General features: G+C 56.1%; 18 protein-coding genes. 6 read left to right on the top strand and 12 right to left on the bottom strand.

Features of this window, described 5'->3' with window-relative positions; translation table 11 throughout:
• Window positions 1-27: 27 nt before the first annotated feature.
• The 4 genes from ACR0BU_RS12560 to ACR0BU_RS12545 are packed head-to-tail and all read right to left on the bottom strand — an operon-like array spanning window position 28 to window position 6,287.
• On the bottom strand, window positions 28-1,302 hold the full coding sequence (locus tag ACR0BU_RS12560) for a bifunctional folylpolyglutamate synthase/dihydrofolate synthase (RefSeq protein ID WP_480737644.1): 1,275 nt from the start codon (window positions 1,300-1,302) through the stop codon (window positions 28-30).
• Window positions 1,299-2,231, bottom strand: coding sequence for an acetyl-CoA carboxylase, carboxyltransferase subunit beta (gene accD / locus ACR0BU_RS12555; RefSeq protein WP_480737642.1), 933 nt, complete (start codon window positions 2,229-2,231; stop codon window positions 1,299-1,301). Before accD ends, ACR0BU_RS12560 begins: the two co-directional genes overlap by 4 nt.
• 59 nt (window positions 2,232-2,290) lie before the next feature.
• On the bottom strand, window positions 2,291-3,187 hold the full coding sequence (locus ACR0BU_RS12550) for a CPBP family intramembrane glutamic endopeptidase (protein ID WP_480737785.1): 897 nt from the start codon (window positions 3,185-3,187) through the stop codon (window positions 2,291-2,293).
• Complete coding sequence (locus tag ACR0BU_RS12545) at window positions 3,177-6,287, bottom strand: ABC transporter transmembrane domain-containing protein (RefSeq protein ID WP_480737641.1); 3,111 nt, start codon at window positions 6,285-6,287, stop codon at window positions 3,177-3,179. The genes ACR0BU_RS12550 and ACR0BU_RS12545 overlap by 11 nt, the downstream gene beginning before the upstream one ends.
• A gap of 248 nt (window positions 6,288-6,535) precedes the next feature.
• Here ACR0BU_RS12545 and ACR0BU_RS12540 point away from each other — a divergent pair, with 248 nt between their 5' ends.
• From ACR0BU_RS12540 to ACR0BU_RS12530, 3 genes are all read left to right on the top strand, one after another.
• Window positions 6,536-7,297 (top strand): DUF6478 family protein, encoded by a 762-nt coding sequence (locus tag ACR0BU_RS12540; RefSeq protein WP_480737639.1) that lies wholly within the window; start codon window positions 6,536-6,538, stop codon window positions 7,295-7,297.
• A gap of 11 nt (window positions 7,298-7,308) precedes the next feature.
• Window positions 7,309-7,668: a hypothetical protein gene (locus ACR0BU_RS12535; protein WP_298935124.1), complete on the top strand. Its 360-nt coding sequence runs from the start codon at window positions 7,309-7,311 to the stop codon at window positions 7,666-7,668.
• Window positions 7,669-7,746: 78 nt separating this feature from the next.
• The gene (locus ACR0BU_RS12530) at window positions 7,747-9,273 is read left to right on the top strand and encodes an MFS transporter (RefSeq protein WP_480737638.1); all 1,527 of its coding nucleotides are present in this window, start codon (window positions 7,747-7,749) and stop codon (window positions 9,271-9,273) included.
• A gap of 54 nt (window positions 9,274-9,327) precedes the next feature.
• Here the strand turns inward: ACR0BU_RS12530 and ACR0BU_RS12525 are convergent, their stop codons facing one another.
• Genes ACR0BU_RS12525 through gpmI form a run of 3 tightly spaced genes read right to left on the bottom strand, consistent with a single transcriptional unit; the run spans window position 9,328 to window position 13,319 of the window.
• On the bottom strand, window positions 9,328-10,668 hold the full coding sequence (locus ACR0BU_RS12525) for a S41 family peptidase (RefSeq protein ID WP_298935126.1): 1,341 nt from the start codon (window positions 10,666-10,668) through the stop codon (window positions 9,328-9,330).
• A 6-nt stretch (window positions 10,669-10,674) separates the two neighbouring features.
• Entirely contained in the window at window positions 10,675-11,805 is a 1,131-nt protein-coding gene (locus ACR0BU_RS12520) for a murein hydrolase activator EnvC family protein (protein ID WP_480737637.1), read from the bottom strand.
• Window positions 11,802-13,319 carry a 2,3-bisphosphoglycerate-independent phosphoglycerate mutase gene (gene gpmI / locus ACR0BU_RS12515; RefSeq protein ID WP_480737636.1) on the bottom strand — a complete coding sequence of 506 codons (1,518 nt, stop codon included), beginning with the start codon at window positions 13,317-13,319 and terminating at the stop codon, window positions 11,802-11,804. Before gpmI ends, ACR0BU_RS12520 begins: the two co-directional genes overlap by 4 nt.
• Before the next feature lie 230 nt (window positions 13,320-13,549).
• On the opposite strand from gpmI, the gene ACR0BU_RS12510 reads away from it, so the two are divergent.
• Window positions 13,550-14,689: a DUF819 family protein gene (locus ACR0BU_RS12510; RefSeq protein ID WP_480737634.1), complete on the top strand. Its 1,140-nt coding sequence runs from the start codon at window positions 13,550-13,552 to the stop codon at window positions 14,687-14,689.
• Window positions 14,690-14,692: 3 nt separating this feature from the next.
• A complete protein-coding gene (locus ACR0BU_RS12505; RefSeq protein WP_480737632.1) occupies window positions 14,693-16,114 on the top strand; it encodes a pyridoxal phosphate-dependent decarboxylase family protein in 1,422 nt (473 codons plus the stop codon).
• Here ACR0BU_RS12505 and ACR0BU_RS12500 read toward each other — a convergent pair.
• The 4 genes from ACR0BU_RS12500 to ACR0BU_RS12485 form a co-directional block, all read right to left on the bottom strand.
• A complete protein-coding gene (locus ACR0BU_RS12500) occupies window positions 16,111-17,781 on the bottom strand; it encodes a sulfatase-like hydrolase/transferase (RefSeq protein WP_480737631.1) in 1,671 nt (556 codons plus the stop codon). The genes ACR0BU_RS12505 and ACR0BU_RS12500 overlap by 4 nt on opposite strands.
• Before the next feature lie 73 nt (window positions 17,782-17,854).
• Complete coding sequence (gene nqrM, locus ACR0BU_RS12495) at window positions 17,855-18,091, bottom strand: (Na+)-NQR maturation NqrM (protein ID WP_120631329.1); 237 nt, start codon at window positions 18,089-18,091, stop codon at window positions 17,855-17,857.
• Between the two features lie 15 nt (window positions 18,092-18,106).
• Complete coding sequence (locus ACR0BU_RS12490) at window positions 18,107-19,132, bottom strand: FAD:protein FMN transferase (protein ID WP_480737629.1); 1,026 nt, start codon at window positions 19,130-19,132, stop codon at window positions 18,107-18,109.
• Window positions 19,133-19,198: 66 nt separating this feature from the next.
• Window positions 19,199-19,384, bottom strand: coding sequence for a hypothetical protein (locus tag ACR0BU_RS12485; RefSeq protein ID WP_300069917.1), 186 nt, complete (start codon window positions 19,382-19,384; stop codon window positions 19,199-19,201).
• A 122-nt stretch (window positions 19,385-19,506) separates the two neighbouring features.
• Here ACR0BU_RS12485 and ACR0BU_RS12480 point away from each other — a divergent pair, with 122 nt between their 5' ends.
• Entirely contained in the window at window positions 19,507-20,031 is a 525-nt protein-coding gene (locus ACR0BU_RS12480; RefSeq protein ID WP_480737628.1) for a CBS domain-containing protein, read from the top strand.
• Window positions 20,032-20,072: 41 nt separating this feature from the next.
• Here ACR0BU_RS12480 and ACR0BU_RS12475 read toward each other — a convergent pair whose 3' ends face one another.
• The gene (locus ACR0BU_RS12475) at window positions 20,073-20,837 is read right to left on the bottom strand and encodes a metallophosphoesterase (protein WP_480737627.1); all 765 of its coding nucleotides are present in this window, start codon (window positions 20,835-20,837) and stop codon (window positions 20,073-20,075) included.
• Between the last annotated feature and the right edge of the window lie 114 nt (window positions 20,838-20,951).

Below are 20,951 nucleotides of genomic sequence, written 5' to 3'. Positions count from 1 at the left end.
CCGCAGATATTTGTCGCAAGATGAAGTTTAGCCGTTTTCACGCAAGACATTGCCGGCAAGATAGAGCGACCCACAAATCAATACGCGCGCCTGCGAATCCCGCGTGACAATTGCTTTCAGCGCGTCAGCCACGCTGTCCGCAGTGGACGCTGGAAGGTTGACCTTGGCGGCCGCCGCCGCCGTACCATCGGCACTTAGGGTATTCGTCTCGCCCGGAATTGAAACGGCGGTCAGGCTTTGGGCCTGTTCGGCCAACGGGGCGAGATAACCGGTCACATCCTTGGTGTTGAGCATCCCGCAAATCATATGGGTTGGGCGTTCGGGCAGTTTGGCCAGCACATCCGCCACAGCGATCCCAGCGGCGGCGTTGTGACCACCATCTAGCCACAGCTCAGCCTCTGGAGCCAATTCCACCAGCGGCCCGGCTTTTAGGCGCTGCATGCGGGCGGGCCATTCGGCCTTGGTTACAGCCGCTTCGTAGGCAGCATCGCCCATTTTCAGATGCCGCAACACAGCCAGCGCCGCACCTGCGTTTTGAATCTGATGAGCGCCCAATAAGTTGGGCAGGGGCACATCCCGCAAACCAGTCTCATCCTGATAAACCAAACGCCCGTTTTCTTCGTGCACGTGCCAATGCTGACCATGAACGAACAGCTGAGCGCCAAGTCGGGCCGCCGTGTATTCAATCACTTCCAGCGCTTCGTCCTGTTGCGGGCCGACGATGCAAGGCACGCCCGGCTTGATGATGCCGGCCTTTTCTGCCGCGATTTTGCCCAAGGTATCACCAAGGAATTGCTCATGATCGATCGAAACCGGTGTGATGACTGTCACTGCGGGCCGTTCGATGACATTGGTCGCGTCGAGACGACCACCAAGCCCGACTTCAAGCAGCGTGTAGTCAGCTTGTGATCGGGCAAAGGCCAGCAAAGCAGCACAGGTCGTGATCTCAAAGTAGGTAATGTTTTCACCACCATTGGCCGCATAGCATTCGTCCAGAACCGCGGTCAGGTCGTCTTCGGAAATCAGATCTCCGGCCAAACGAATGCGCTCGTGAAAGCGGGCGAGATGTGGCGAGGTATAAGCATGGGCGCTCAGTCCAGCGCCTTCCAGACCAGCCCGGATCATTGCCTGCGTCGAGCCTTTGCCATTGGTTCCCGCGATGTGGATCACTGGAGGTAGCTTGGTTTGCGGATTACCCAGCGCAGCCAGCAGGCGCCATACTCGATCCAGAGTCAGGTCGATGATCTTTGGGTGCAGCGCCATCATCCGGTCAAGGATCAGGTCGGACTTGGGCGCCGTCATTCCTTGTCTGCGTCCTCGGCCGGGGTTTCCTCAGCCGGTTCTGCGGGTTCCGGCGCTGGAAGATCACCTTTGACCGCAGGCGGAAGGTCCATCAACATGCGGATGATGGTGATCAGCTCGTCCCGCATCTCGGTCCGTTTGGTTACCCGGTCCAGCATCCCATGATCCAACAGATACTCAGCCCGCTGGAACCCTTCGGGAAGCTTTTCCCGAATGGTCTGCTCGATCACGCGCGGTCCGGCAAAGCAGATCAAGGCGTTTGGTTCCGAGATATGAACATCCCCCAACATTGCGTAAGAGGCTGTGACGCCGCCCGTGGTCGGATGAGTCAGCACAACGATGTAAGGCAGGTTTGCCTCTTTCAGCATCTCAACCGCGACGGTTGTACGCGGCATCTGCATCAGGCTGAGGATACCTTCCTGCATACGTGCACCACCCGCCGCAGAAAACAGGATCAACGGGCGACGCAGTTTCACCGCCTCTTGCGCAGCGGCAATGATGGCGTTTCCGACATACATGCCCATTGAGCCGCCCATAAAGGAAAAATCCTGCGCGGCGGCCACGATTGGCGTGCGCCCGATCTCACCCTTGGCGACCAGCATCGCCTCTTTCTCGCCAGTTTTCTTCTGGGCCGCTTTCATACGATCAGGATATTTCTTCTGATCGCGGAACTGTAGCGGGTCGTCTTTGGGCGCGGGAACCTCGACATCGGTAAAAATACCGCCGTCAAACAGATGGCTGAACCGGTCGCGCGGCGTGATTGCCATGTGATGATCGCACTGTGTGCAGACATTCTGATTATCTGCCAACTCGCGATGAAACAGCATTGTTCCGCATTCATCGCACTTTTGCCAAAGATTTTCGGGCACTTCGCGGCGCGAGAAGATCGAGTTGATCCGGGGGCGGACGTAGTTTGTGATCCAGTTCATGTCGGAACCTTGCTGATGCGGCGTTGACGTCAAATAAGACGCTACGGCAGGAATTGCAATCAACGCATGATGGCAAGTCTCGCTGCCAGCCAGCAAACAAACATCATCACGAAATCCACGTAGAGCCACTGTCGCAGCATTCCTGTGTCCGACATATCATAGGGCAACAGGAACAGTGACAAACCACTCAGGTTGTCAGGCAATGAAATAAGCACAAGTGCGATGATGTTGTTGAAGAAATGCAGTGCAATTGCTGGACCAAGCGTTCCAGATCTGGCTGTCAGGTCCGAGGCCAGAAGACCAAAAATACAAGACCACACCGCAATCAGCATGGCGTTGTCTCCGGCCACAGCGGGCGCATAGTGACCGGCGGCGAACAAAACAGCTGGCAGTCCCATCCAGATGATCGGTGACCGAAATCTGGCGGCCAGGGATTGCTGGATATAGCCGCGAAACAAAACTTCTTCGGCACTGGTTTGAATCAGCACAGCCACCACCGAAAACGGCAACAGAACCAGCCATGTGGAGACATCCAAGTTCCGAACCAATGGCTCTCCGACGCCATACGGCGGAAGTACGGCCACAATCACGCCCAAAACCGCCAACGCGCCCAAAACCCGCCAGAACTGACGTAAACCCAATTGATACTGGCCTAATATCGAATGCAGAGACCTGTGCTGAAGCCGTTTGGCTACAACGGCAACGCCGAAGGTGATAAACCCGAAACTGCCTAGCAGAATAAGCATGGCTAATGGCGAGGCACCTTGTAAAAACTCTATGGTCCAATCATGCGGGGCCATCCCCGCGACCACCGCGAACAATCCCAGGTTCAGCGCCGTAACCAAAACACCGATCAACCCCAGGCCTAAAATCAGCCGCCACAATTCGGGCCGAGAACGCGCATCCTTTACCAGATGTTCATGGGCAGAGTATGCCAAGGGTGGGTTACTCAGCATGTCCACCCTTGCCTTCTGCCGCAATCGCTTGTGAAACTTCCGGGAAAACATCCGATGGAGTTTGGGCCGCGTTGATCCTGTCGGACAATGTGGTCAGATATCCGGCCACAGTCTGCAGCAGCTGCATGGCGACCGAAGCATCGCTTTCTATCACTGCACGTAATTCTTCTGCGCCAATCCGCAAGAACAAACACTGATTGACGGCTACCAGATCCAACTGTCGGGCTTCACCGGTAATGATGGACAGGTCCCCGATCAGCCGTCCCGGCTCGATGATGGAAATTGGTCTTTTTTGGCCATCATCGTCGGACCAGTCCAATCTCGCCTGCCCGGAGATGCACAAATAGGCGGCGTCCGGCCCTTGGCCTCGCGAGAATATGACCTGTCCCGCAGCCGCTTCGTACCATTGCGCGGAGAAGGCCAACAAACGTTGATTTCGACCATCGAGACCCGAGAACAGCTCGGTCGCGGAAATGACCTCCAGCTTTCGACTAAGATCGGCGGATGCGCCTTCTTCGTGCACAAGCTTGGTTCTCGACACGCCATCGATGCGACCGTCTTTGATTTCGACAAACAAATCATAGGCTTCGGGGTGCGCAAAATGATCTTCCATGAAGATCATGATCGAGTCGGGCAACAACTCTCGCAGTTTCAGTCGCGTGCGCAACCGGCTTTCGGAATCGTGGCTGGCCAAAGCCTTGTCGAGGATCAGGATATCCGGGCGTTTTATCCCGGCGCGCGAAAATGCAACACGTTCCTGAAACACTGTTGGCAGGTTGTTTCCGCCCAAGCCCGACGGCAGGTCATAGATGATTGCCGCGGCCCGACGGCGCAAGCCAGCCTCATTCATGGCTTGGGCGACAACGTCTTCGATATCATCCGCATGGGCCCCGGCCATCAACGAAATCCGCCCGTAGATCGCGTTTTCTATCACCGACAGGCGGGGGATATAGATGTCCGGGGACACCGGGATAAACATACCGTTCATCGCGCCGCGCAACCGTTTGGCCTGCCCCTTTCGGATCGATAAGATCTTGTCCTTGTACTCGTCCGGAAAATCAGAGCCGATCTGCTCGGCCGTCAGCAGGAAGGGCACTGTCAACAGCAGAGCCCGCTCTTCGTCAGTTAAGTCCGCATGACCTTTGGATTTGCGCCGCTCTTCGATGTCCAGCAATCGGTGATACATGTCCTTCGACATGCCGAGACGCAAAAACAAAGGATGGTCGGTGCCGTCCCGACCAAATGTCTGGTTCAGTGTCTCGAGCACGGCGTTTGAGATGCTCATGGCTTCGTCGGCCAGATCATGCGCGCTGAGCATCGAAAGAAACCGACCATCTCCCGCCAGAATATCCGGTGAGATATCTCGCGACGGCGACGCAAACAGAAGATTGCCACCCAACGGCACGGCTGGGTTAAAGCGCTCCGGATCAAAGCGATAAACATATCGATCCAGTTCTTTTTCACGCAATCGTTCCGCCACAATCTCGCGCAGGGCGATGATTTCACGCGCAAGAATGGGATGCAACTCGGGGTCGAACTGGGACCGCAACGTGCGACGGAACATGAATTCATCAATGCCCATCGCTTCGACCAGCTGGAACCACCAGTCCCGAATCCCATCGATATCGTCCAACCCGGCCAATCCGGGATCAATCCATTCATCTGACAACGAATCCGGCGGGTTGCCGGCCCGTACTGCCTCAATCTGCCTACGCGTGGGGGCCTTTGCCGCGTCCGCTTCATGCTGAGGATGGGTGCGCAGCGGCATCATCAGATTGTCACCCAATGTCCCGTCGAACAGATAGGGCCGTGAATAGGCGTACCCGATCCGCGCGGCGATCACCGATTGATGTAACCCCCGCAAATTATGACCGGCCATGATCACCTCTCCCTGAACCGGCAGAACCTCTCGCGTCAGCAATTGACCTAAAGCGTTGCGTTCCGAGGCGTGCGTCGACTGGATCGCCACCCGCGCGCCCTTGGGAATGACCAAGTCCAGATCTTCCAATATTGTTTTGCCATCACTGTCACGCACCGTCACGTTCCTGAGTTCGATGTCACCATTCAGATGTGGGATTGTTTCAGGCTCGCCATCAAAAAGCTCCTCGGGAACCATGTTTTCCGGGTCAAAGCGTTCGGTGACGATTTCCCAGCGCAGCGACATATCCTGTACCTGGTTGTAATAAGTCAATAAATCCTTCCACGGGCCGCTCAGGTCTTTATATGCGCCCAATGCAGCAACCAGAGCCCCGACGGTTACCTCACCCGTGATCGCCAGATAGCCGCCGACCGAATAGAACAGGAACGGTGTCATCTGAGTGATCAGGTTGTTAAGAAACTTCATGAAGAATTTCTTGTTGTAGATTTTGAACCGGATCTCGAACAAGGTTCCAAGGCGATGGCTGAACTGCGCCAGACGATAGCGCCAGCCGCCATTGGTGCGCAGGTCGCTGATCCCCGCCGCGCTTTCGCCGATCTCAGAACTCAGATGCCGGACCTCTTGTATACGATCCTTGTTCAACAGGTTGATCTGGCGCTGTAGTTTCGGGATCAACCAGGCCTGCAAAGGGATGAGGGCGATACTGGCAAGACCGAACCAAACACTTTGCATGAACAGAAATGTGACGATGGTCATCATCTGCCCGAACTGGAACACCGGTTGAGCAATGGCATCGCCCATCAGACCGCCCATCGGTTCGGCCTCGGACGTGATCATTGATACCAACTCACCCTGACTGGTAGTCGCGAAATAGGATCTTGGAAAGCGCATTGCACGGTGGATCAGTGTGAATCGCAGGCGGCGTAGCATGCGCTCGGCCAAAACACCTTTCATCGTGTTGATGCGCATCTTCATTAAGCCGCTGACGATCACCGTCGCCAAAAACGCAACGCAGAGTATCAACAGGTACTGCACCTGGGTCACCGTAAAGCCCCAGATCGCCACGGTATCACCGGGCGCACCGATTGCATCGTTGATGATCTGCTTTGGCAATTCCAGCGAGGCATACAGAAACGGGAACGACAAAATCGTCAGAAACAGCAGGACAAGCTGTTGTTTCTTTGAATGTTTCCAGATGAACGCGAACAGAGTGGATTCCATACCCTGACCTTGTCTTGATTGAAATTGCTACGCGGCGGTACCGGGGGTGACCCACTTTAGTCAGGTGACAGACGGTACGCACTGGCCCTGCCTATTGCAAGAATGGACAACGCCTTTCTTGCGATGCGGGGCACAACTTATGTGACCGCGATTCATTAGTCATGAATATTGATTGCTGATAGTGGTATTCCGGGTTTGTCCCTCACCAAGTCTTTGACTAAAGAGGTACAACTTTGGACGTTGGGGCCATGGGCAGGATTCTGGATCTCTATATTCATCGCAAGGTTTTGGGGCGCTGGCGCAAGGCTGCGCAAAAATCGTCGGATGCACCGCAATCACTTCTGCGCCATCAACGCGATCAGGCGCGCAGTCTACGCACGCATCTGGACCGGATAATCCATATTGCAGATGGACGGCTGGCCAGACCGCAGATCGGGTCCGAGCGGTTTCCCAAGCCTATCGGAACAGACTGGAGCTGGCGACCCGATCTTTGGCGCGGCCCCTTGGCCCGCCCCGGGGTTGCATCAGCGCCGCGAAAATCGATGATTGATCCGCAGGTCACGCTGTTTCACGATTGTCGTCATTCAGAGATTTCCGCACGACAGATCAGAAACAGGCATGAAAGCGATCTCGCACCTTTCAGCCTGGCACTCGAGGTCTTCAGCTTTGAAGGCTCGTTCCTGTCTCTGTCAATCGAGTTGCCGACCGACGCCGCCCAAGACCTGACCCGTCATCACCTGATGCGCGTCGATTCCTTGATCGACAGCGAAAAGGCCATCGAAGTCTTCGCCCGTCTCAATATCCAACATGGGCCGAATTCTGAGCAGGTACTGAGGCAGCTGGACCTGTCCGGCCGGTCCATCGCAATTGACTTTGATCTGGGACATCTGCCTTTGAACGAACGGCGGATCGAGAAAATCTGGATGGACCTGATCTTTAAAAACCCGCGTATGAACCGGATCGTTCTGCGCGACCTGACCTTCTGTCGCCATCATCGCGCCGATTTGTGAGACGCCCAAACATGACGCAGCCAACATTGACACTCATCAAGTTCGAAAACGGGATATGGCAAGGACACATTCAGGCCGAAAGCGAACCAGGCATCGAGGTTCGTTACTTAGGCGCTGCGCTAAGTGGGGTCGAAATGTCCCCCGCCGAAGGCGGCTGGAACCTGAACGTACCCGTACCCGTGACCGCCCTGTCCGAAGGGGTGCATAGCTTTGTCATTGTGGACATTGATACCACGCAAAAACTGGCTGACTTCACAATAATTGCCGGATCACCCGCCGCGGATGATCTACGGGCAGAAGTTGAGTTGCTGCGCGCCGAGCTTGACATGTTGAAGCGGGCGTTCAGGCGGATTTGCCACGACGCCAATTGACCTGAAAGTTTAGGTTTTTCTGTCATCTAGCGCATTTTCATGCATCAATGAGGCATTCGAAGCAATTTGGGTGCCTCTATGGATCGCAGCAGCATTATTAAAGTCATCGCTCTGATGGTGACGGCTTTTGGTATCGGAATCGATTTTACCGGTGCCCTGATGCTGATTCCAGCCATTGAAAACAGTTTCGACACAGATATCACCAGCACCCAATGGGTCCTGAATATCTACGCGCTGTTTTTTGCCATGACCATGGTCGCCGGAGGCCGTCTTGGCGATATGTACGGGCATCGCAGGATAATGATCATCGGTCTGACGATCTTTCTGTTTTCGTCGGTCATGTGCTTTTTCGCGCCCAGTCTGGACTATCTGATTGGCGCGCGCGCGTTGCAAGGTATCGGCGCCGGTTGCGTCTGGCCCTGCACCTTGGCTTTTGGTGCAACCAAAGTGTCCAAACCCGAACATCGGGCGCTAGTGATGGGTTTGATCCTGGCAGGCGTCACCAGCGGCAACGTCTTTGGTCCAATGATCAGTGGGTTTGTAGTGAACATCGGAGAGTGGCGTTATTTCTTCCTGGCCAACGTCGTGTTTTCCTGCATCTCGATGGCTACGGCGCTAATACTGATGGAACGCGAAACCGAGCACAAGACTGGTGAGCATATCGATTTTGCCGGAATGGGCCTTTTGTCGTTTGCGGTGCTCTTGTTGCTTTACGGACTGGATGTCGGCGCTGATTGGGGGTGGACTTCAGCACCTCTATTGCTGGTGTTTTTTGTGAGCGCATTTCTGTTCCTGCTCTTCCCAAAAGTTGAAAAACGGGTGAAAGAACCGCTGCTCTTGCCACAAATGATGCAAAACCGGGAGTTTCGCATCACCCTCGGCCTTAACATGTTCAACGTGTCCGCCGCCTTCGTCGCTTTGATGTATTTCCCGCAATACATGCAAAAGGTGTTGGGTTGGTCTGCATTTGAGTCTGCGCTGGGATTGGCTCCTTTGACAGTTCTGCTTGCAGTGGGCTCGGTCTTGTCCGGGACGCTTTACAACGATTTTGGTCCCAAGCGTCTGTTGTTTTGGGGCTATCTGATTGCCACGATCGGTTCGGCGAGCATTGTTTTGCTGCCCAGCGGGTTGGGCTATTTCCGGATCTTGCCGGGAATGGCAATGATCGGGCTGGGCGCAACGCTGACGGTTGGTCCGTCAGGTACGGCGGCGGTCTGTGCGGTGAAACCTGAACGCGCCGGGCTGGTGGGCGGGCTGAGCTTTATGACCCATCTCGTCTATGGGGCGGTATCCGTCGCTTGTGCAACGGCGATCATGTACATGGTGTCCCTATCCAGCCTACGCGATCGTCTGGCTTCTTTGGGCGTCAACCTGTCAGAGGCTGATCAGAGGGCGATCAATGGAGGAACTCTCAACACCGACTCAGCCAAGGCTGTCATGCAAAAACTTGACCAAGGTGAGATCGAAAAAGTTCAGAATGCACTTGCAGCCGCCTTTGACAGTGGCATGAGCTCGGCGTTCATCTTTTCGACGGTTTCCGTTTCGATCGGAATCCTACTTGCCTTGATGCTGGACGAGAAAAAGCTGCACAAAATCGAAAGCTGACACTGCGCACTCCGTCAAACAAAAAGGGCCGCGAAATTCGCGGCCCCGTTTACCTTACTGGGATGGTCCGCTTGGATTGAAGGCGGACAACCCTTTGAGGATATCGATGGCGTAGGCCAGTTGATAATCCTCTTCGCGCAACTCAGCCGTGGCTTCGGCCTTGGCCCGATCTTCCTCGATCTGGCGGATTTCATCCTCGCTCAGGCTGTCATTGTTGAGACTGCCGCGCAGATCGGCCTCTGAGCGGGTAAAGGGATTGTCTTCCTCCTCCTCCACCTCAGGTTCCGAACGCGGTTGTTCAACGATAATGTCGGGGCTGACGCCCAGGGCCTGGATCGAGCGTCCCGATGGCGTGTAGTATCGCGAGGTGGTCAAACGCATCGCCCCATCACCTCGAAGCGGCATGACCGTCTGGACCGACCCTTTACCAAAGCTTTTCGTGCCAACAACGATGGCGCGGCGATGATCCTGTAGCGCACCTGCCACAATCTCGGATGCAGAAGCTGACCCGCCGTTGATCAGAACAACGATTGGCTTCCCTTCGGCGAGGTCACCAATGGTTGCGTTGAAACGCTCGCCTTCTTCCGGGTCACGGCCTCGAGTCGACACGATTTCACCTTCGTCCAGAAACGCATCCGACACTTTGATAGCCTGTGTCAGCAAGCCGCCAGGATTGTTACGCAAATCCAGCACGACCCCATTGACCTTGTCGATACCACCGGCTTCGGTAATTTGCTCTTGAAGGCCTTCCTGCAGGTTTGGGTAGGTCTGATCGTTAAATGTGGTCACGCGCAGGATGACACTTGTGCCCTCGGTCCGGGCACGAACCGCAGTCAGTTTGATCGTGTCGCGAATGATCGTGACGTCAAACGGTTCGGACTCACCTTCGCGCACAACGGTGATGGCGATCTCGGACCCGACCGGACCGCGCATCAAATCAACCGCCTTGTCCAGGGTCAGACCCAAAATGCTTTCCCCATCCACATGTGTGATGAAGTCACCGGCTTCGATCCCGGCTGCGGCCGCTGGTGTATCATCAATCGGAGAGACAACTTTGACAAAGCCTTCCTCCTGCGTCACCTCGATGCCCAGACCGCCAAACTCACCACGGGTTTGCACGCGCATCTGTTCCGCATCATCCGGCGACAGATAGCTGGAATGTGGATCCAGAGACGTCAGCATGCCATCAATGGCCGCTTCGATCAGTTCCTCGGGCTCGACCTCTTCCACGTATTGGGCGCGGATACGTTCAAAAATATCACCGAACAGGTCCAGTTGCTGATAGACGCTGGCTTTGTTTTCGGCTTCCTGCGCCAACAGGGGTCCTGCGATCTGAGTGGTTGCAATAATGCCTGCAACGGTTCCGGCCACTCCGGCCATCACAAATTTCTTCATACTCGTTTATCCATCCTTGTCGGTCCGAAACCATGATTCCGGGTCCACGGGGCTGTTTTCTTGTCTTACCTCTATATAGAGCGTTTCTGAACGGTCAGTTCCAGTGCCATCACTGCTTGTTGACAATATTGCGCCGATTTCAGGCATTTCACCGGGCATTAAGCCCACCGGAGTGCCTTCGGGGATAACCTGACCCGGCGCGCCATAGACCTCTTGCAAGCCCGAAAACACGAATAAAAGCCCAGGCTGAGGTTCAAGGATCACCAGATTCCCCAAATCCAACAGGGGTCCGCGATAGCGGATTGTGGCGGCGGTCGGTGAAGTGACCAAAGCGCGCGGGCGCGTGCCCAGCACCAAGCCCGGTCGCGTCACCCCGGCTGCGTCGGTTTCACCGGCACCGTGCAGCAGGATACCCTGAACCGGCAGTGGCACATTACCCTTTCTGTCCGAGATGCTGGCATCAGTCGGGGCAATTTCGCCCTCGGATATCTCAGAAAGCCCGCTTGCAAATCCGTCCAATGTCTCGGTCGACGAGATCAGAATGGCTGTACGAACGGGATCTTCGACAAACCGGCGCGGCAGATCAGTACGATCAGCGATGGCCTCGCTCAACCGTGTGCGGGCGTCCTGTGCACCTCTTAAACCCTCTGTCAGGGTTTCAGAGGCGTTCTGCTGCAGAGCCCGTAATGTCTGAACCTCTTGCAGGTCCTTTGCCAAAACTTCGGCCTTTGCGTTCAACCCCGGAGTGACCTCAGACAGCATCATACCGGTGCGTGCGGCCCCCAATGGCCCGGACGGATGCAACATTAACACCGGCGGTGCCGTGGTCTCGATCGTTTGCAACACACCCAGCAATTGCGCCACATCCTTTTCCCGCGCGCGAAGCTCGGCTGTCAATTGCGCCTCTCGGGTTGCCGCCTTGCGCAACCCATCCCGCATCGCAGCAAGCCCGGCTTCGTAGGCTTGTATCGTCTCAGTTAGGGCGCGCACCCGGTCACGAGCGCTATCGGCTTGGGTCAGAGATATCGACGCCTGCTCCAGCATTTGCGCCGCCTCTAACGCTGCTTGTGATGGCCCAGTCTGAGCATGCCCCTGCACTGCAACAAGCAGACATATGACGATTGCGGCAAGCCTCATGAAAGCAGGCTTTCCCCGGTCATCTCGGGCGGTTTGGGTAGACCCATCAACTCCAGCAGTGTTGGAGCCAGATCCGACAAACGCCCGCAGCGCAGTTTCGCGCCTTCGGGACCACCAACCAGAGCAACCGGCACCGGGTTGAGTGTATGCGCCGTATGAGGGCCACCTGTTTCCGGGTCGACCATCATTTCGCAATTGCCATGATCAGCCGTGACAATCATAGCGCCACCTGCTTTTTCCAAAGCAGACACGACCTGACCCAACCCCTGATCAACCGCCTCGCAAGCTTTCATCGCCGCTTGCAGGTCGCCGGTATGTCCAACCATATCAGGGTTGGCATAGTTGGTGACGATCAGATCATAGCCTTCTTCAATGGCCTCAACGAATTTCGCAGTGACCTCGGCGGCAGACATTTCGGGTTGCAGATCATACGTAGCTACTTTGGGCGATTTCGGCATGAACCGATCTTCGCCGATTTCGGGGGTTTCCTTGCCGCCATTGAGGAAGAAGGTCACGTGCGGGTACTTTTCGGTCTCGGCCAACCGGAACTGACGCAGACCCTGATTGGCGACCCATTCGCCTAGGGTGTTCACAAGCGCCCGCTTGGGGAAAACCGTTTCCATATAGGCGTTGTGACCATCAGAATACTCCACCATCCCCAAAAGCGCCGACAGCTTTGGCCTTGGTCCTGTGTCGAAGTGAGAGAACCCCGGCTCACCAATGGCACGCAAAATCTCACGCGCGCGATCCGCGCGGAAATTCAGACAGAAAAATCCATCCCCATCTTGGACGCCTTCAAACCCGTCCAGCACCGTTGAAGTGACAAACTCATCTGTTTCGGACCGGTTATAGGCCTGATCCACGGCAGAATGCGCGGAGCTGGCCACGCACCCCTCGCCTTTGATCATCGCCTTGTAAGCCTCGGCGACACGTTCCCAACGGTTGTCGCGGTCCATTGCGTAGTAGCGGCCACAAACGGTAACAATGCGCGCGCCGTCAGGAAGGCGGTCTTCAAGCTTAGCTATATAGGTCAAGGCCGATTTCGGTGCCACGTCGCGCCCGTCCGTAACCGCGTGCAGCGCCACCGGCACACCGGCGATGGCAATCGCTTTGGCGGCCGCAACAATGTGGTTCAGATGCCCATGCACCCCGCCATCCGAGATCAACCCTATCAGATGCGCAGTCCCGCCCGCAGCTTTGACCTTGGCAATAAACTCTTGCAGGGATGCGTTTTCAAAGAACGAACCATCTTCAATCGCCAGATCAATCTGCCCAAGATCCATGGCGACAATCCGGCCTGCACCAATGTTTGTATGCCCAACTTCCGAGTTTCCCATCTGGCCGCTAGGCAGGCCAACATCCGGCCCATGGGTGATCAGTGTTGCGTTGGGACACTTGTCCATGATCGCGTCGAAGGTCGGTGTGTTGGCAAGGAGGGGCGCATTGGCCTCGGTTTCTTCGGACAACCCCCAGCCATCAAGAATGCACAGGACAACGGGTTTTGGGGCGGCCATTGAAATTCTCCGGTAACTGCTCTTGCGTCATCTTCTAGCGTCTGGCTGCCGGAGGGTGAACCGTCTTTGCAGAGATTGATGCAGATTTAATCAAAACCACAAAGAACACGTCCTCAACGCCCTCACAGGAATGCCGCGGTTTTGCCCGGATACCGTGTGAACCTTACGTCAGACCGGCTTGTGCCAGCCCATAACTGCTGCCTAGTCTCGGCGTAAGGGAGATCGAATTAATGCAATCAGATGCTGTGGGCTTCGCGCTGATCTATTTGTTAACACCGGCGGCGTTGATGTGGCTGGCACATCGGTCGGGTTTCGCCGCGCGATTGGGACCCATTGTCCTGTGTTACATCGCCGGGCTGCTGTTGGGATTGTCCGGAGCTCAGCCCGAAAGCGTTTCACCGATCCGGGACACGATCATCGAGGCCAGCCTTGGACTGGCCTTACCTCTATTGCTATTCGCCGTAGATTTGCGCGCTTGGGGACGCATCGCCGGATCCGCATTGCTATCCATGGGGTTGGCCATCGTTTCGGTGGGTGTGATTGCGACGGTCCTGTTTCTCCTCTTCAGTGCTGGCGGCACGGAAGAAACTGAACAGCTGTCTGGTATGGCGGTGGGCATGTATACCGGCGGTCTGGCGAATATGGGGGCGATCAAACTGGCTCTGGATATCCCCGAGGGCCGATACCTGCTGTTTGCCACAATGGATACGGTTGTTGGCGCCGGGTATCTGCTGTTTGTTTTGACACTCGCACCTGTCGTCATGGGCCGTTTTCTGTTGCCCTTTAACGGGTCGCGCGACGACGAATCCGATGCGTCAGAAACTGCCAACCCGGCAGAACGAAATTGGGGCGCTCAGGGTCTGATCGCTGTCGCCGGTGCCGCGCTTTGTGTTGGCGCGTCATCGGCGCTCGCTCCGATGATGCCATTCGCTGAACCTCAGATTATGATCATCGTGCTGTTGACCTCATTTGGCATTCTAGGATCCCTGACGCCTACATTGCGCCAAAACGCAGCTGCACCGCATATCGGAATGTATCTGCTGTATGTGTTTTCGTTCAGCGTTGCCGCCTCGATGGATCTGGCCACCTTGAGCACCGTGAACCTGTCAGTGCTGGGCTTTGTGCTGATCGCGACCTTCGGCAGCTTCACGCTGCATGCGGTATTGGCGCGGCTGGCGGGCATCGACCGCGACACATTCCTGATCACATCAGTGGCCGCGGTCATGTCACCCGCTTTTGTGCCGATGGTATCGCGCAGCCTGCGCAACCCTGCGATCTTGATGTCCGGAATGGCGACCGGCATTCTGGGCTTTGCCATAGGGAACTATCTGGGCATTTCGCTGGCTCTGCTACTGGCTGGGAAAGGATAGAACATGGATCATCTGACACTGCCCGAAACAGGCCGGTCCGAAGATGAAGTCTTAGACCAACTCAAATCCTTCGCTGAGAACGACCCGAATTACCGTGACGGACGCACATGGAGCCTTGTTTACCATCTGGATGATGACCATGACGCCTTCACGGCCAAAGCCTACAGTGCGTTTTCCTCGGCCAACGGCCTCAACCCGGCTGCTTTCCAGAGTCTGAAGCGAATGGAAAGCGAAATCATTTCGACACTGGCCGGTCTGCTGCATGGCGGCCCGGACACATGCGGCGTCGTCACCGCAGGCGGCACCGAAAGCTGCCTGATAGCAGTGAAAACGTACCGCGACATGGCGCGCAAGCAGCGCAAGGTGACCCGACCCAACATGATCCTGCCCAAAACCGCACATGTCGCTTGGTTCAAAGCGGCAGAGTATTTCGGGGTCAAAGCGCGGCTGCTGCCGATGACGTCAGACTATGCGACCGATATCTCAAAGCTAAAACGCATGATCAACGCGGGTACGGTGATGATCCTTGGATCCGCTCCGGAGTATCCGCATGGCACAATCGATCCAGTTGCCGACATGGGCGCAATTGCGCAGTCCAAGGGCATTCCGCTGCATGTTGATGCCTGCGTCGGGGGACTGATCCTACCATTCATGGAGCGCAACGGCATTGACCTGCCCGATTGGGATTTCCGTGTGACGGGTGTTACATCGATTTCAGTTGATCTGCACAAGTACGGCTATGCAGCCAAAGGGGCTTCGACGATCCTGTACCGCAACCTCGAGTTACTAAAGCACCAGATGTTTGTCTGTCAGGACTGGCCCGGCGGCGTTTTTGCCTCACCGGCATTGCTGGGCACACGCCCCGGCGGCGCCTATGCGGCGGCATGGGCCGTCATGCAAAAGCTAGGGGTTGATGGATACCGCCGCTTGGCGCAGGACACGTCCAAGGCCGTTGAAAATCTGAAGGCGGGCATTACCGCGATCAACGGGCTTCGCATTCTGGGCCAGCCTCAGGGCCCTTTGCTGGCCTACGGCTCGACCGATTCAAAGCTGAACATCTACGCCGTAGCGGATCAGTTGGAACAAGCCGGTTGGAGCATCAACAGGGTGCAAAACCCCGACGGCATTCACTGTATGGTGACCGCAAAACACCTGCACGTCGCCGACGCGTATCTGGCAGATCTGGCACAGGCCGTCACCACGGTTCGGGCACATCCCGAGCTGGCAAAGACCGGTGGTGCCGCGACCTATGGCATGATGGCACATGTCCCGCTGCGCGGGATGGTCAAATCCAAGGTACTGGATGTATTTGCAGAGATGTATCGGGCCGGCGGTGGTTCCTTGCGACTGGACAACAGTAAATCCCCAAACCTGTTGGAACGCGGCATGGCCCGTTACGTGCAATGGAAGGCCCGGCGCAGTTAATCCTTGAGGTAGGTTCTGTAGGGGTGCGCTATCCGGTTGCGGTATTTGACTGTCAGATCCAACGGCGCGTCGTTTTCGTCGTAAATCCCAACGATCACGCCCCTGCCCCGGCTTTTCGTCCGCATCTCGATCAGTTGCTGCTCGGATCGAGTGGTGCGCTGTGACGCCCTGCGCGTCCAGGTAAACAGGTGATCGTACATCTCTGAAATCACCTCGGCATGATCCGCGCTATCGCCCAGATCATTCAATTCATCGGGGTCATTTTCCAGATCAAACAGGATCGGACGGTGGCCGCCTTCACAATGGATCAACTTCCATTTCTTGCTAGCAACCATGAACATCACCGCATCCCGGACCGAGGCATTCAGCAAATCCGCAACCGGCGAGGCCGAATAGTCGTATTCGCAGATCACTACATCCCGAGGGGTCTCAGTCGCCCGCCCTCGCAAGATGGGTGTCAAAGAGTGCCCTTCCAGGATGTGCCCAGCAACCTCGCCCCCAGCGACATCGACGAAAGTGGGCGCCAGATCGATGGATTCGACCAGCGCATCGCTGACCGAGCCGCGTGTCGCATCCGCCTCGGGCGACGGGTCATAGATGATCAAGGGCATCTTGGTGGATGCGTCATGGAAGAAGGTCTTTTCCCCCATCCAGTGATCACCCAGGAAATCGCCATGGTCCGACGTAAGCACGATCATTGTGTCGTCCATCCGCCCGGTTTGTTCCATCCAGTCAAACAAGCGGCCCATTTGGTCATCGGCCTGTTTGATCAGACCCATATAGGCTGGGATCACCGCATCGCGCACGTCCTGCCGAGAGAAAGCCTGCCCCACTTTGGTGTCCATGAAAGCCTTGAGAACCGGATGGGCGTTCTGGCGTTCACCCTCAGATCGAACCACCGGCAGGACATCCCCTGCACCGTACATCGAGGCGTAGGGCTCTGGCACCACATAAGGCCAATGCGGCTTGATAAAGCTCAGGTGGCAACACCATGGGCCTTTGTGAGTTTCCATAAACTCCATGCCTCGGCCAGTCAGATAGGGCGTTTCACTGTCTTCTTCGGCGATATTGGCGGGCTCGGCTGAATTTTTCAGAAACCACCCGGACAGAACATTCCCGTCAGCATCCAATCCTGAATTTGCAAAGTCGTGCCAGGGGTTGTCGCTTTCATACCCCTTGGACTTGAGGAATTTGTTGTATTCCTTCGCACCATCCGGGTCGTAGTAGCCATCCGGCCCCTCAGGCAGCATACCGTCATCCCGTTCGAAAACATCAAACCCACATTCAGCAACCCGCGCGCCGATCAGACTGTCCGGTTCCAGGCCCAGCCGCGCCATGCCTTCAGCGTCAGCGCGCATATGGGTCTTACCGACCAGCCAGCAATCCATATCGGCCTGACGCAGGTGATCGCCCATTGTTATCTCGCCCACTTTCAGCGGGATACCATTCCATGACGCGCCATGCGAATGCACATAGCGCCCGGTATATATGGACATGCGCGAGCTACCGCAGATCGGCGACTGGATGTAGGCGCGATTGAACCGAACGCCTTTAGCCGCCAAGCGGTCAATGTTGGGGGTCTGCAGATGAGGATGGCCGTAACAACTCAGATAGTCCCAGCGCAGCTGGTCGAACATGATGAACAGGATGTTTTTGGCTTCGGCCAATTCTGCGTCCCCCTGAATGGTGTCAGGGACTTACTTAGCCAGTTCCGCTCTCAGAACGAAGCGCAAACTGATCTCAGGCCTGCCGTTCCATCTGTTGCAGCATCTTCTTGGCGCGCTTGCATTGCAGCTGATCCCGCAGCGGGCTGTCAGGGTCGACATCCTTTTGGCATACGACGCATTTGTCAGCGCCCGAGATCGCGTTCAATCCACCGCAGCTGCCTTTGATGGTTTTGCCCATCAACAAGACGCCCAATGACATGCCGACCATGATGATCATCAACAGGACAAAGGCCAGAATAAAGGTGCTCATCTCGGTTCCTACCTGTCAGTTGGTTCCCAAAGCGTCTTTGAACGCGGTGCTGTGTACTGTGATATAGGCATCTTCGCCGCCTGTCACATCCCTCGAGATGAAATACACAGCAAGTTTATGCAGTTCGGCAAGTTCCAGCCCTTTTTCCTGCCCCAGGGCAAGCATTGCCGTAGCCCAGGCATCGGCCATCATCGCGTTGTCGGCCAAAACGGTGACCGATGTCGTATGATGGGTGATCGGGCGCCCGGTTTTCGGGTCGAGAATATGCGAATAGCGCACACCGTCCTGTTCGAAGAAATTCTTGTAATCGCCCGAACTTGCCATGCCTTGATCGTCCAGAGAGACAATCAGTTGTAGGCTCTGCGCTCCCGCCTCGGGCTTTTCAATGCCGATCCGCCAGTCTTCACCCTTATCATTCTGACCCTTGGCGACAAGATCACCACCAATCTCAACAAGGTAGTCATCGATACCAGCGTCACGTAGCGTTTCGGCGACTGCGTCGATGCCATAACCCTTTGCGATGGCAGACAGATTGATCCCGACGCTGGCGTCGGATTTTGCCAGGGTCTTCGCCTCTGGATCCAACGTCAGCAGTTTGCCCTGACCGACACCGCTCAACGCAGCCTGAATATCGGCATCCAATGGCACCGGATCTTCCGGCGTGCGGGGGCCAAAACCCCAAAGCTCGATCAATGGCCCCAGCGTTACATCGAAAGTGCCATCAGTTTTCTGATGCACGTCATTGGCAGCAGCCATCACCAGAGCAAATTCCAATGAGATTGGCATTGGGTCCGTGCTGTCCGAGGCCGAAAAGGTCGAAACCTCGGAATTTGGGTCCCAGTTGGACATTTTGGCATTAACCTCTGCCAGCGTCCCCTCGACGGCAGTGGCCAGCGCGGTTTCGTCCAGGTCTTCGCCGATTGCTGTCACATTGAACGTGGTGCCCATAGTTTCGCCGGACAGGCGCACCACGTCGGGTTCCTTGTCGAACAGGCAACCCGACACAAGTGTTACAAGGGCCAGTACAGGCATCAGACGCATTTGGCGGTCTCCTGGAAAATCCGTGCTCGGCGTATGCCAGCGCCCCCCGTCGGAGTCAAACCGCGATCAGAGCTTGAGCGGCACGAAGCCAAGCACCAGTAAACCAATCCCCGCCGGTATTCCAAACAGCCATGCCCGCTTTTGCCACCCGGGTGGTTGCTGTTTCCACGCCATCCGGAAGTTGTGGCCGCAAACCACCACCGCAAAGAAAATCATCACGGCCAGCGCGGGCGTAAGATACAGGTCGGTCAAAGACTTACGTTTCCTTTTTTAGCAACGGATTTCGCCGATCAGGATAATTCCACCCTATACAGGTCATTTAGCTGCGCTAAGGTACAAGGGAAAGACATTGCACGTACAGGAGGAGATTGCCCATGGCCCCAAGCTCTTATCGGCCCCCGACCCGAGGCGACAAGGCGGGTGCTGGCACTTACAGCCAATCCACTGATTCCAACCTGTCGCACACCCAGACAACCGTGTCCAAGCTACTGGAAGGCAAAGGGGATGCGGTGTTTTCCGTGCGCCCCAATGAGACAATTCACTCGGTGGTCAACACCCTTAAGGAAAGACGGATCGGCGCGGTTGTTGTGACCGATCAGAACGGGACCCTGCAAGGCATCCTGTCAGAGCGTGACATCGTGCGACGCATGGCGGACACCCCGGGGCAAACCTTGCCGCAATCCGTGGAAGACCTGATGACAAAGGACGTTCTGTCCTGCACGCCAGATGATCTGCTAAATGATGTGCTTAAGACCATGACCGAAGGCCGTTTTCGCCATATGCCGGTTCTACGCGATGGCAATCTGTGCGGTGTCATCACGATTGGCGACGTCGTGCATTTCCGTTTGAAGGAACTGGAATACGAAGCCCTTCGCATGAAGCAGATGATTGTCGGTTAAAGCCAACCTTCCGGCTATGTACGCAGCCTCCTAAATCTGCATCACCCGGTTGAGGTGAACCGCACGCCGCCTTTAAAAATCTCGGCCGCCGTCAAGCGGCCCGTCACAAATGCGCCGGTATCCACAGACACGATCCCGTTGCGGGCGCGGGCATGATCGACAATCGTATGCCCATGCACCACCCACTGCCCATCCTGTCGGGCTTGGTTTGGAAACAGAGAATGGCCCCACAGACAAATCTGGCGCGGTTGGTTTGTAACGGGCTGCAACGGATCCAGCGCTGCATGTACAACGGTCACATTTCCACTGGTCCAGGTCAGCGGGCGGTCGGCAAGCCAACTTAGTAGATCCTGGCCCATCGCCTGCCGCAGCTGATCAGCGACCACAATAGCCCGATCTCCGACCGTGGCTTCGGCGATACCGGTAATGCCGAAAGAAGCCAGTGTCTTTACGCCCCCGTTTTGCAACCAAAGTCCGCCGACGCGCTTGGGGTCTTCGACAAACCGCAGCAACATCTCTTCGTGATTACCAAGCAGACAGATAACCCGCCCATGCGAGGATTTGCTCAGGTGATGCAATTGGCGTAAGACCTGCGCGCTGTAATCGCCACGATCGATGTAATCGCCGACAAATATCAGAGGGATATCGTCATCCAGCCTGGGCAACAGGGATTGCAACAGATCAAGCCGACCATGGATGTCACCAATGACGACAAACCGTTCGTCTGGTGCGATTTCAGACACTACCGCGTCCACGCCATGCGACGTGTTCTGCCCAAACAGCCCATTGATCCAATTCTTAACCATGCGGCTTCATCCCTACCCGGCCCAATCCCGGGCCACAATCGGCAAATTTTCGATCGCGTAAACCGGTTGACCAAAGCATACACGCGTCTGATATGGCAGGGCAGAAGGGAAAAT

Source organism: Ruegeria sp. CK2, from assembly GCF_056536585.1.
The sequence above is the reverse complement of the archived record's forward strand: the minus strand, read 5'-3'. Positions and strand labels throughout refer to the sequence as shown.